General features: G+C 69.7%; 8 protein-coding genes. 5 read left to right on the top strand and 3 right to left on the bottom strand.

Going from position 1 to position 12,323, the window contains the following annotated elements; all coding sequences use genetic code 11:
• Positions 1-141 precede the first annotated feature (141 nt).
• Positions 142-1,272 carry a LacI family DNA-binding transcriptional regulator gene (locus ACIBK6_RS04670; protein ID WP_399048767.1) on the bottom strand — a complete coding sequence of 377 codons (1,131 nt, stop codon included), beginning with the start codon at positions 1,270-1,272 and terminating at the stop codon, positions 142-144.
• A 407-nt stretch (positions 1,273-1,679) separates the two neighbouring features.
• Between ACIBK6_RS04670 and hisC the strand changes: the two genes are divergently transcribed.
• Complete coding sequence (hisC, locus tag ACIBK6_RS04665) at positions 1,680-2,759, top strand: histidinol-phosphate transaminase (RefSeq protein WP_399048765.1); 1,080 nt, start codon at positions 1,680-1,682, stop codon at positions 2,757-2,759.
• Between the two features lie 65 nt (positions 2,760-2,824).
• On the opposite strand, the gene ACIBK6_RS04660 is transcribed toward hisC, so the two are convergent.
• Positions 2,825-3,205, bottom strand: coding sequence for a cyclophilin-like fold protein (locus ACIBK6_RS04660; RefSeq protein WP_399048763.1), 381 nt, complete (start codon positions 3,203-3,205; stop codon positions 2,825-2,827).
• A 204-nt stretch (positions 3,206-3,409) separates the two neighbouring features.
• Between ACIBK6_RS04660 and ACIBK6_RS04655 the strand changes: the two genes are divergently transcribed.
• The 4 genes from ACIBK6_RS04655 (at position 3,410) to ACIBK6_RS04640 (ending at position 11,328) form a co-directional block, all read left to right on the top strand.
• A complete protein-coding gene (locus ACIBK6_RS04655) occupies positions 3,410-4,918 on the top strand; it encodes a cytochrome ubiquinol oxidase subunit I (RefSeq protein WP_399048761.1) in 1,509 nt (502 codons plus the stop codon).
• Positions 4,919-4,936: 18 nt separating this feature from the next.
• On the top strand, positions 4,937-5,938 hold the full coding sequence (gene cydB, locus ACIBK6_RS04650; RefSeq protein WP_399048760.1) for a cytochrome d ubiquinol oxidase subunit II: 1,002 nt from the start codon (positions 4,937-4,939) through the stop codon (positions 5,936-5,938).
• Positions 5,939-6,035: 97 nt separating this feature from the next.
• Positions 6,036-9,551 (top strand): thiol reductant ABC exporter subunit CydD, encoded by a 3,516-nt coding sequence (gene cydD / locus ACIBK6_RS04645; RefSeq protein WP_399048758.1) that lies wholly within the window; start codon positions 6,036-6,038, stop codon positions 9,549-9,551.
• 19 nt (positions 9,552-9,570) lie between these two features.
• Positions 9,571-11,328, top strand: coding sequence for a GAF domain-containing sensor histidine kinase (locus ACIBK6_RS04640; RefSeq protein WP_399048757.1), 1,758 nt, complete (start codon positions 9,571-9,573; stop codon positions 11,326-11,328).
• 87 nt (positions 11,329-11,415) lie between these two features.
• Here ACIBK6_RS04640 and ACIBK6_RS04635 read toward each other — a convergent pair whose 3' ends face one another.
• Positions 11,416-12,294, bottom strand: coding sequence for an HAD hydrolase family protein (locus ACIBK6_RS04635; protein ID WP_399048756.1), 879 nt, complete (start codon positions 12,292-12,294; stop codon positions 11,416-11,418).
• Positions 12,295-12,323 lie beyond the last annotated feature (29 nt).

The raw sequence follows: 12,323 nt of genomic DNA, 5'->3' as shown, positions 1-12,323 counted from the left end.
CAGGGGTGGTCAATCCGGGTGCGGGTGGCTTTCACGGGTCGTTATGCCCGCAATGTGACGGTCTGATCCGGGCCGATTCCTGTGATTCGACCGGCCCTCAGTCCCGCACCGGCCGGTCGGCGGGCGCCGACCGGCCGCGGATCATTCCTTGTTCGGGCCGGGCTGGTCCTTGGCCGGGGAGCGGGGCGGGCTGACCGTGGTGCGCGGCGGACGGCGCTGGGACGACGTCCGCACGATCAGTTCGGTCGGTATCACCTGCTCGATCGGGTGACCGTTGTCGATCCCTTCGATCGCGTCGATGAGAAGCTGGACGACGGCCGTGCCGATGCGGCGCGGTTTGAGCGAGAGCGTGGTGATGGGCGGTTCGGTGGTGGCGTACACGGTGGACTCGCTGCAGCACACGAGGAGCAGGTCCTCGGGCACTCGCAGTCCGTACCGCCGGGCGGCGGCGAGCAGGTCGGTGCCGTTGGGGTCGAAGAGGCCGTACACGGCGTCGGGCCGGTCCGGGCGGGCGAGCAGCCGGTCGGCCGCGACGGCGCCCGCACAGGGGTCGTGGGCCGGGTAGGACTCGTACACCGGGTCTTGGCCGACGCGTTCGCACCAGCTGAGGTAGGCCTCGGTGGACAGTCGGGTGTAGGTGTCGGTGGTGGTTCCGGTGAGCAGGCCGATCCGGCGGGCGCCGGCGGCGGCGAGATGGTCGAGCAGGCCGAGTACGGCGGCCTCGTGGTCGTTGTCCACCCAGGCCGTGACGGGCAGGGAGCCCGCCGGGCGGCCGTCGGAGACGACCGGAAGGCCCTGGCGTACGAGTTCGGTGACGACGGGGTCCTGGTCGGAGGGGTCGATGACGACGGTGCCGTCGAGGGCGACGTTCGACCAGACGTCCGCCGGGCTGCGGCGTGAGGTGGCGGGCAGGATGACAAGGGCGTAGCCGCGGGCTAGTGCGGCCGAGGTCGCGGCTCTCGCCATCTCGGCGAAGTACGCGAATTCGGTGAAGGTGAAAGGTTCATCCCCGTAGGTCGTCACGGTCAGGCCGATCAGGCCCGACTTTCCGGTACGGAGCGTGCGGGCCGCCGCGGATGGGCGATAGCCCAGCCGGTCTGCGACCTCGCGGACGTGTCGGCGGGTGGCGTCGGGGAGCCGCCCCTTGCCGTTGAGCGCGTCGGAGACGGTCGTGATGGAGACACCGGCGGCGGCGGCCACGTCCCGAATGCCCGCCCGCCCCAGCCGGCGACCGGTCGACCGGCTCACCTGGTGCTTCCCTGCTGCTGTCATGGCGAGCCGATAGTAGGGCGATGACAGGCGGTTGGCCCTGGTGCATATGCGCGCGTTGACAGGCACGTTTCTGCATGATCACAGACCGTCAATGACCTTGTTATGTAAGGTGGTTGGTGGAATCGGCGTAGGGGTGACGGTTGTCGACCCGTACGCAGGTGACAACTGTCCGATGTCTCGAAGAGGTCTCAACTCACCCTCATGGGGGATGCGCGCCACGGCGCGGGCCACCGGCGTGCAGCCACAGCAGCAGCGCTCCCCCTCTCCGCGCGCCCACCGGGAACCGGTCCCCGCCCGCTATTCGCACGGGAGCCGAATCCTCATAAGGTGAGGAGTATTGGATGTGTACGCGGCTGTCCGCGGCGGCGCGCGCAGTACGTGCATGGAACGGTCGAGGAGGACCTGCGGTGAGCGAGACGAGCCCCAAGCTGCGCGCCGAGCTGGACGGCATCCCCACCTACAAGCCCGGCAAGCCCGCGGCGTCCGACGGCCCGGTCGCCTACAAGCTCTCCTCGAACGAGAACCCGTACCCGCCGCTGTCCGGTGTGATGGAGAGCGCGATCGCGGCCGCGGGGAACTTCAACCGCTATCCGGACATGGCGTGCACCGGATTGATGAACGAGCTGGCCGATCGTTTCGGCGTTCCCGTCACGCACCTGGCCACCGGCACGGGTTCGGTGGGTGTGGCGCAGTCGCTGCTCCAGTCCACCTCCGGCCCCGGTGACGAGGTCATTTACGCCTGGCGCTCGTTCGAGGCGTACCCGATCATCACCCAGATCAGTGGAGCGAAGTCCGTCCGGGTGCCGCTGACCCCCGGCGAGGTGCACGACCTCGACGCGATGGCCGACGCGATCACCGACCGGACCCGGCTGATCTTCGTCTGCAACCCGAACAACCCGACCGGCACCGTGGTGCGCCGGGCCGAGCTCGAGCGCTTCCTCGACCGGGTGCCCTCCGACGTCCTGGTGGTGCTCGACGAGGCGTACCGGGAGTTCATCCGCGACACCGAGGTGCCGGACGGCATCGAGATCTACCGCGACCGGCCGAACGTGGCGGTGCTGCGCACCTTCTCCAAGGCGTACGGGCTCGCCGGGCTGCGGGTCGGCTTCGCGATCGCCCATGAGCCGGTCGCGGCGGCGCTGCGCAAGACGGCCGTGCCCTTCGGCGTCAGCCAGCTCGCCCAGGACGCGGCGGTCGCCTCGCTGCGAGCCGAGGACGAACTGATGGGCCGCGTCGGCGCGTTGGTGTGCGAGCGGGCCCGGGTGTACGAGGGCCTGGTCAAGCAGGGCTGGACCGTGCCCGAGACGCAGGCGAACTTCGTCTGGCTGCGCCTCGGGGAGCGCACGGTCGACTTCGCCGCCACGTGCGAGGAGGCGGGCGTCGTGGTCCGGCCGTTTGCGGGCGAGGGAGTGCGCGTCACGATCGGCGAGAGCGAGGCCAACGACCTGTTCCTGAAGGTCGCGGAGGGCTTCCGCAAGCAGATCTGACGGGCCTCAGGGTCGGCTGTGGTCGAAGCCGCGCGCGGGTTCGGGCGGGGTTTGGCCACCGGCTCTCAGAGGGCGTCGACCCTGATCGGGTCGCCGGAGCGGACGGTGGCGAGCTGTCGCGGGTCGCCGTCGATGCGGCCGAGGATGTTGCAGGGGCTCGCGAGCCGGCACTCCTCTCCGCGCGAGATCGGCGTGGGGCCGTAGGGCAGCGCGAGCGCGTCGCCGTCGGTCCAGAACGCCACCGTGCCGGGTTCCACCACCTGCTGGGCGTCCGCCTCCGGGGCGGGGGAGACGGGGGTCTCGAAGTAGACCTCCTCGCCCCAGGTGTGGGCGGTGGAAGTGATCGGGAGTGCCCCCGCGAGCGCCGTGCTCGTGGGGGTTTCTTCGAGTGTCGCGGTGAGGCTTCCCGCGGGCCATGAGATGCGGATGCGCAGCTGGTTCTTCATGGCGCCGAATTCAACAAGATGTTGAATCTGCTGGGAAGGGGGTGTCCATGTTTAGGGACCCCCCCTGAAGCAGCCGACAGCATGTACGACATAATGCTTGTGAATGTGAACGCGTTCACAAGCGTGTCCTGTTGCTCCCATGATCAGTGGGATTAAAGGGGCAAACTGCGGCTTTGACCACGGCGACGTAAGGAGAGTGACGACGTGGACCTGGCTCTGGCGCCGGAAACCCTGGCGCGATGGCAGTTCGGTATCACCACCGTCTACCACTTCCTCTTCGTCCCTCTGACGATCTCGCTCGCCGCACTTGTCGCGGGCCTGGAGACCGCCTGGGTGCGAACGGGCAAGGACAAGTACCTCAAGGCGACGAAGTTCTGGGGCAAGCTCTTCCTCATCAACATCGCGATGGGTGTCGTCACCGGCATCGTCCAGGAGTTCCAGTTCGGCATGAACTGGTCCGACTACTCGCGATTCGTCGGGGACATCTTCGGTGCGCCGCTCGCCTTCGAGGCCCTCATCGCCTTCTTCTTCGAGTCCACCTTCATCGGGCTGTGGATCTTCGGCTGGGACAAGCTGCCGAAGAAGATCCACTGCGCCTGCATCTGGATGGTCTCCATCGGCACCATGCTCTCCGCGTACTTCATCCTGGCGGCCAACTCCTGGATGCAGCACCCGGTCGGCTACAAGCTCAACAAGGCCACCGGCCGTGCGGAGCTCACCGACTTCTGGCACGTCCTCACCCAGGACACCACCCTCGTCGTCGTCTTCCACACCCTGACCGCGGCCTTCCTCACCGGCGGCGCGTTCATGGTCGGCATCGCCGCCATCCACCTGCGCCGCAAGAAGCACATCCCGGTGATGCGCACGTCGCTGCGGCTCGGCCTGGTCACGCTGGTGATAGGCGGACTGCTCACGGCCGTCAGCGGCGACTCGCTCGGCAAGGTCATGTTCAAGCAGCAGCCGATGAAGATGGCTGCCGCCGAGGCACTGTGGGACGGGCAGAACTCCGCCCCCTTCTCGATCTTCGCCGTCGGAGATGTGGCCAAGGGCCACAACGACGTCGAGATCTCCGTGCCCGGAATACTGTCCTTCCTCGCCGACAGCAACTTCTCCTCGTACGTCCCCGGCATCAACGACGTGAACAAGTCGGAGCAGCAGAAGTTCGGGCCCGGCGACTACCGGCCCAATATCCCGGTCACCTTCTGGGGCTTCCGCTGGATGATCGGCTTCGGCATGGCGTCCTTCGTCATCGGCCTGGTCGGACTGTGGCTGACCCGCAAGAAGTTCATGCTGGCGCCGGGGATGCGGACCGGTGAGGACGAAGTGCCGAATCTGGTGCTCCTCAAGAGCACGGCTCTCAGCGCCCGCCTGACCAAGTGGTACTGGTTCTTCGCCGTCTGGACGCTCGGCTTCCCGCTGATCGCCAACTCGTGGGGCTGGATCTTCACCGAGATGGGCCGCCAGCCCTGGGTCGTGTACGGCGTGCTGCGTACGAGGGACGCGGTCTCCCCCAGCGTCTCGCAGGGCGAAGTCCTGACCTCGATGATCGTCTTCACGACGCTGTACGCCGTGCTCGCGGTGATCGAGGTCAGGCTGCTGGCCAAGTACGTCAAGGCCGGACCGCCCGAGCTCACCGAGGCCGACCTCAATCCGCCCACCAAGATCGGCGGGGACGACCGCGACCCCGACCGGCCGATGGCCTTCTCGTACTGAGGCTGAGGAGATCGAGGCATGGAACTCCACGACGTCTGGTTCGTACTCATCGCCGTCCTGTGGATCGGCTACTTCTTCCTGGAAGGCTTCGACTTCGGAATCGGAGTCCTGACGAAGCTGCTGGCCAGGGACCGCACTGAGAAGCGCGTCCTGATCAACACCATCGGCCCCGTCTGGGACGGCAACGAGGTGTGGCTGCTCACGGCCGGCGGCGCGACCTTCGCCGCCTTCCCCGAGTGGTACGCGACGCTCTTCTCAGGCTTCTACCTGCCGCTGCTGATCATCCTGGTCTGCCTGATCATCCGCGGTGTCGCCTTCGAATACCGGGCCAAGCGGCCGGAGGAAGCCTGGCAGCGCAACTGGGAGCAGGCGATCTTCTGGACCTCGCTCATCCCGGCATTCCTGTGGGGTGTGGCCTTCGCCAACATGGTGCACGGCGTGAAGATCGACGCGCACAAGGAGTACGTGGGCAGCTTCTGGGACCTGCTCAACCCGTACTCGATCCTGGGCGGCCTGGTCACGCTCTTCCTCTTCACCTTCCACGGTGCGGTGTTCGCCTCGCTCAAGACGCTCGGCGACATCCGGGAGCGGTCCCGGGCGCTGGCGTTCAAGCTGGGGCTGGCGACGGCCGTGCTGGCGCTCGGCTTCCTGATCTGGACCCAGGCCTCGCGCGGCGACACGAAGAGCCTGGTCGCGATGGTCATTGCCGTACTGGCGCTGATCGGCGCGATCGGGGCGATCAAGGCCGGGCGGGAGGGCTGGTCCTTCGCGCTGTCGGGCATCACGGTCGCGGCCGCGGTGGCGACGCTCTTCCTGACGCTCTTCCCGAACGTCATGCCGTCCTCGCTGAACGACGCCTGGAACCTCACGGTCTCCAACGCCTCGTCCACGCCGTACACCCTGAAGATCATGACCTGGTGTGCGGGCGTCGCGACCCCGATCGTGCTGCTCTACCAGGGCTGGACCTACTGGGTGTTCCGCAAGCGGATCGGCACCAAGAACATCGCCGATGCGCACTGACCTCTGAGGGCTTCCAACGAGGTCCTCGGTGGGGTGTGTTTCACGTGAAACACACCCCTCTGGTCCTTCTCTGATCTTCCAGTTGGGGATGTTTCACGTGAAACCGATCGACCCGCGTCTGCTCCGGTACGCCCGTGCCACCCGCTTCTTCCTTGCGGCGGTGGTGGCCCTCGGTCTGGTGGGCGCGGGGCTGATCATCGCCCAGGCGATGCTCATCGCCGAGGTCGTGGTCGGCGCGTTCCAGCACGGCCATGACGCGGCCGGGCTGAGGACGCCGCTGCTGTTCCTGGCAGCGGTCGCGGTCGGGCGGGGGCTGGTCTCCTGGCTGACGGAGCTTGCCGCCCACCGGGCGAGCGCGGCGGTCAAGTCGGAGCTGCGGGGGCGGCTCCTGGAACGAGCGGCCGGGCTCGGCCCCGAGTGGCTGAGCGGTCAGCGCACCGGGTCGCTGGTCGCGCTTGCGACGCGCGGTGTCGACGCGCTCGACGACTACTTCTCGCGCTATCTGCCGCAACTGGGCCTCGCCGTCGTGGTGCCGGTGGCGGTGCTCGCCCGGATCGTCACCGAGGACTGGGTGTCGGCGGCGACCATCGTCGTCACGCTGCCGCTGATCCCGCTGTTCATGGTCCTCATCGGCTGGGCCACCCAGTCGCAGATGGACCGCCAGTGGCGGCTGCTCTCCCGACTCTCGGGGCACTTCCTCGACGTGGTCGCCGGGCTGCCCACCCTGAAGGTGTTCGGGCGGGCCAAGGCACAGGCCGAGTCGATCAGGTCGATCACCTCGGACTACCGCAGAGCGACGCTGAAGACCTTGCGGATCGCCTTCATCTCTTCGTTCGCCCTCGAACTGCTCGCCACGATCTCGGTGGCGCTGGTCGCGGTCGGCATCGGCATGCGGCTGGTCCACGGCGACCTCGACCTCTACACCGGTCTGGTGATCCTGGTCCTCGCCCCCGAGGCCTATCTGCCGCTGCGCCAGGTCGGGGCGCAGTACCACGCGGCGGCGGAGGGACTCTCAGCCGCGCAGGAGATCTTCGACGTCTTGGAGACCCCGCTGTCCGAGGGCGGCAGGGGCAGGGTGCCGGTCGGTCCGGTCCGCATCGAAGCCGAAGCGGTGACAGTACGGCACCAAGGGCGGACCGAACCGTCCCTGGCGGCCGCCTCCCTGGTGGTGGCGCCCGGCGAGACGGTGGCGCTGACCGGGCCGAGCGGAGTCGGGAAGTCGACGTTCCTGAACGCGGTGCTCGGCTTCGTGGCCCCGGAGGAGGGCGGCCGGATCCTCGTCTCCGGCACCGATCTGGCCACGCTGTCCTTGGCGGAGTGGCGCGAGCGGATCGCCTGGGTGCCGCAGCGACCGCACCTCTTCGCGGGGACGATCGCGGAGAACGTACGCCTTGCCAGGCCGGACGCGGACGATGCGGCGGTGCTCGACGCGCTGCGCGACGCGGGAGCGCACGACTTCGTGTCCGCCCTGCCGAACGGTGCGGACACGGTCCTCGGAGAGGGCGGCGCGGGGCTCTCGGCGGGACAACGGCAACGCCTCGCGCTGGCCCGCGCCTTCCTGGCCGACCGGCCGGTGCTGCTGCTCGACGAGCCGACGGCCGCGCTCGATGGCGAGACGGAGGCCGGCATCGTCGATGCGGTGCGCAGGCTGGCGGTGGGCCGTACGGTCCTGCTCGTCGTGCATCGCCCGGCGCTGCTCGCGGTCGCGGACCGGGTGGTGGAGCTGCGGCCCGTCGAAACACCGGCCTGCGTCCCGGTGCGGGGCGCGGCGGTCCATGCGCCAACTGGGCCTAAAAGTGGGCCCGTTGAAGCCCTTCCCGTCGACAGCTCCACGGGTGATGCCTCAGCCGCCCGGAACCCGCTCGCCCGGGTCCGCGCCGCCGCTCGGGGACTGCGCGGTCGCATCGCCCTCGCACTGCTGCTTGGCGCGCTGGCGCTCGGCTCGGCCGTGGGCCTCATGGCCACATCCGGCTGGCTCATCTCCCGGGCCTCGCAGCAGCCGCCGGTGCTCTATTTGATGGTGGCCGTCACCGCGACCCGGACCTTCGGGATCGGACGGGCCGTGTTCCGCTACGCCGAACGTCTCGTCTCCCACGATGCCGTGCTGCGGATGCTCGCCGAACTGCGGGTCGCGGTGTACCGGCGGCTGGAGACGATCGCGCCCGCCGGGCTGCGCGAGACCCGGCGCGGCGACCTGCTGTCCCGCCTCGTCGCCGATGTCGACGAACTCCAGGACTACTGGCTGCGATGGGCCCTTCCGGCCGGGGTCGCGGTCGTCGTGTCCGTGCTGAGTGCCGGGTTCACCGCCTGGCTGCTGCCCGAGGCCGGTGCCGTGCTCGCCGCCGGACTGCTCGTCGCGGGGATCGTGGTCCCGCTGGTCAGCGGCGCCTGCGCACGCCGGGCCGAGCGGCAGTTGGCCCCCGCACGCGGGGTGCTCGCCACCCGGGTGGCCGATCTGCTCACCGGCACCGGCGAGTTGACCGTCGCGGGGGCGCTCGACCGTCGTACCCGCGACGTCAAGGAGGCCGACTCGGCACTCATCCGGATCGCCTTGCGGGGCGCCGCCGCCACCGCGCTCGGCGGTGGGCTCTCCGCACTGGCCTGCGGGCTCACCGTGGCGGCCGCGGCGCTGGTCGGAGTGCAGGCGGTCGTGGCCGGACGCCTCGACCCAGTGCTGCTCGCGGTGATCGTCCTGGTTCCGCTCGCCGCTTTCGAGGCAGTGACCGGGCTGCCGCTCGCCGTGCAGTCCCGCCAGCGGGTGCGGCGTAGCGCGGAGCGGGTCTACGAGGTGCTCGATGCGCCCGCGCCCGTACAGGAGCCGGAATCCCCCCTCGCCGCGCCGACGTCGCCTTTCCCGCTGGAGCTGCGCGGACTGTCCGCCCGGTACACGGGTCAGGAGCGGGACGCGCTGCACGACTTCGCGCTCAGCCTCACCCCGGGCAGGCGGGTCGCCGTCGTCGGAACCTCCGGATCCGGCAAGACCACCCTCGCCCAGGTGCTGCTCCGCTTCCTGGACGCCGGGAGCGGTACGTACGAGATCGGCGGGAGCGAGGCGAACCTGCTGAACGGCGACGACGTGCGACGGCTCGTGGGACTGTGCGCCCAGGACGCCCACCTCTTCGACAGCTCCGTGCGCGAGAACCTGCGCCTCGCCCGCCCCGATTCCACCGACGACGAACTGCGCGCCGCCCTGGACCGGGCCCACCTGCTCGACTGGGTCGACGGGCTGCCCGACGGCCTCGACACCCTCGTCGGCGAACACGGCGCACGGCTGTCCGGTGGACAGCGCCAGCGGCTCGCACTGGCCCGGGCACTCCTCGCCGACTTCCCGGTGCTGGTCCTGGACGAACCCGCCGAGCACCTGGACCTGGCGACCGCGGACGCGCTCACCGCGGACCTGCTCGACGCCACCCGGGGCCGCACAACCGTGCTGATCACGCACCGGCTGCGCGGCCTGGAAGCGGTGGACGAGGTGGTTGTCCTCGATGAGGGGCGGACCGTGCAGCGCGGCGCGTACGAGGACCTCGCGCTGGTCGAAGGGCCGCTGCGGCGCATGCTGGAGCGGGAGCACGAGACCGAGGCCACGCAGTACCCGACTTTCCTCGCCAAATAGGACTAACTAGTCTCAAGGCATGTCACTGTCGCCAGACCCGAAGAGACCGACGGGCCACCAGGACGTCAAGGACCTGGACCGCAGGGACCAGGATCCGCTCGAAGCGGCGACCCGAGCCACCCGCAGCCTGCAGGGGCTCTCCACTGAGCTCACCGCTCGGGTGCCGCAGTTGCTGGAGGCGATGCGCTCGGTGGGCACCGGCCTTGAACTGCACTCCACTCTGGACCGGATCTGCGAGACGGCGGCCGAACTCGCCGACGCGCGATACGCGGCCATCGGGGTCGTCGACGAGGAACGCCGGGGGCTCTCCGACTTCGTGACATACGGCGTCGGCGACGACGTGGCCCACGCCATCGGGCACCTGCCCGACGGCCACCGCGGGCTGCTCGGCTGGCTGATCCACCATCCCGAGCCGCTGCGGCTCTCCGAGATCTCCGCCGACCCGCGCTCGGCCGGACTCCCCCCGAACCATCCGCCGATGCGCACCTTTCTCGGCGTCCCGATCCGCGTCCAGGGCGAGATCTTCGGCAATCTTTATCTGACCGAGAAGCACAACGGGGCCGAGTTCAACGACTACGACCTGCACATGGTGCGGGTCCTGGCCACCGAGGCCGGGATCGCCATCGGCAACGCCCGGCTCTACGAGGCGGCGCGCCAGCGCGAGCGGTGGATCGACGGCTCGGTCGCCGTCACCACGGCCCTCCTCTCGGGCGGCGACGCCGACGACGCCCTGGAAGTCGTCGCCGAACAGGCCCGCCATCTCGCGGACTCCGATGCCGGAATAGTGCTCCTGCCCGCCGAGGAGGGCGGCCTGGAGATCGTCGCCGTCTCCGCCGACGACCAGGGCACAACGCTCGGTGTGGTGGTCCCGCCGGAGAGCCCGGTCGTCTCGACGCTGCTGGCCGGCGAGGCGGTCTTCGTAGAGGACGCCGCATCCGATCCGCGCATGATCACCAAACTGTCCGAGCGGTACGGGCCGAGCATGCTGCTGCCGTTGCAGAGCGGCGGCCGGGTCCTCGGCGCGCTCGCCACGCCCCGGGTGCGCGGCGGACGTCCCTTCACCGAGGCCGAGCGGACCCTGGCCAGCCAGTTCGCCTCGCAGGCCGCGCTCGCGCTGATGATGGCGGAGGCCCAGCGCGACCGGGAGCGGCTCGCGGTGTACGAGGACCGCGACCGGATCGCCCGCGATCTGCACGACCTGGTCATTCAGCGCCTCTTCGCCACCGGAATGATGCTGGAGGGCGCCCAGCGCAAGTCCGTCGTGCCCGAGGTGCAGGGTGGTATCGGCAAGGCGGTCGATGAACTCGACGTCACCATCCAGGAGATCCGGACCGCGATCTTCGCGCTCCAGCAGGGCCCGGCCGAGGCGCCCTCCGGACTGCGCACCCGCGTACTGCGGGAGATCAACATGGCTGCTGTGCCGCTCGGCTTCAAGCCCGCCCACCGCTTCCTCGGTGCCGTCGACACCCTGGTCGGCGAGCTGACCGGCAAGAACCTCATCGCGGCATTGCGCGAGGCGCTTTCGAACGCCTTCCGGCATGCCGAGGCATCCCGGATCGAGGTCGTCGTGGACGCCACCGCGCAACTGCCGGACGGCAGCCCGGGGGTGCGGCTGACGGTCGCTGACAACGGGATCGGGATCCCCGCGGGCGGCCGCCGCAGCGGACTGCGCAACCTCCAGCGGCGCGCGGAGGCGCTGGGCGGATCGAGTTCGTACGGCGCCGGCCTCGGGGACGGCGGGGGCGGGACGACGGTGCTCTGGGAGGCACCGCTCTGAGCGCTGTTTCACGTGAAACAGCGCGGGGAGGCGGGGAAGGTGTGTTTCACGTGAAACACCGGGCTGAGCCAGGGGAACCGACCGGACTCAGAGGGTCTTGAGGATCTGCTCGATCACGACGGCCACGCCGTCCTCGTTGTTGGCGACGGTACGCCCGGAGGTGGCGGCGAGGACATCGGGATGGGCGTTGCCCATGGCGTACGACGTGCCCGCCCAGCTCAGCATCGCCATGTCGTTCGGCATGTCGCCGAAGGCCACGACCTCGGCGGGCGAGATGCCGCGCTCGGCGCAGCACAGGGCCAGCGTGGAGGCCTTCGAGACACCGGCGCCGCTGATCTCCAGGAGCGCGGTCGGGCTGGACCGGGTGACCTCGGCGCGCTCGCCGATCGCCGTACGGGCCAGCGCGAGGAAGTCGTCGGGGGCCAGCTCGGGGTGGAACGCGAGCACCTTGAGCACCGGCTGGTCCGCCGTGTCGGCGTCTTCGGCCAAGATCTTTTCGGCCGCCGAGACGCTCGCCGCCGGGTCCATGTGCATCGGCGGATAGGCGAGCTCGTGGTGGAACCCGGCGGTGCGCTCGACCGCGAAGGACGTGCCGGGCGCGGCCGCCCGTAGGAGCGTGACGACATCGAGGGCGGCGGCCCGTTCCAGCGGTCGCACCTTCACGAAACGGTGCCCGTCGCCGACGCCGTGCAGATCGACGACCGCCGCCCCATTGCCGCAGATGGCCAGGCCGTGACCGTGGACGTGGGCGCTGACAACGTCCATCCAGCGGGCCGGGCGGCCGGTGACGAAGAAGACCTCGATGCCCGCCTCCTCGGCGGCGGCCAGGGCCGCGACCGTACGGTCGGAGACCGATTTGTCGTCGCGCAGCAGGGTGCCGTCCAGATCGGTGGCGATCAGCCGTGGTGCGGTGGGCAGGTACCGGATGGCCGGGGCGGGGTCCGTAGCAGAGGTCACAGGAACCATTGTTCCGTACATGAGTGCACGGATGTGCG

This window comes from Streptomyces sp. NPDC050485 (genome assembly GCF_044458185.1).
Lineage (GTDB): Bacteria > Actinomycetota > Actinomycetes > Streptomycetales > Streptomycetaceae > Streptomyces.
Note: the sequence above shows the minus strand (reverse complement) of the source record. Positions and strands in the feature narration are given on the sequence as shown.

Bases quoted from the DNA above. Each gene is read 5' to 3' on its own strand.
- ACIBK6_RS04640 (WP_399048757.1), top strand. From the start codon at position 9,571: ATGTCACTGTCGCCAGACCCGAAGAGACCGACGGGCCACCAGGACGTC.
- ACIBK6_RS04670 (WP_399048767.1), bottom strand. From the start codon at position 1,272: ATGACAGCAGCAGGGAAGCACCAGGTGAGCCGGTCGACCGGTCGCCGG.
- cydB (WP_399048760.1), top strand. From the start codon at position 4,937: ATGGAACTCCACGACGTCTGGTTCGTACTCATCGCCGTCCTGTGGATC.
- ACIBK6_RS04660 (WP_399048763.1), bottom strand. From the start codon at position 3,205: ATGAAGAACCAGCTGCGCATCCGCATCTCATGGCCCGCGGGAAGCCTC.
- ACIBK6_RS04635 (WP_399048756.1), bottom strand. From the start codon at position 12,294: ATGGTTCCTGTGACCTCTGCTACGGACCCCGCCCCGGCCATCCGGTAC.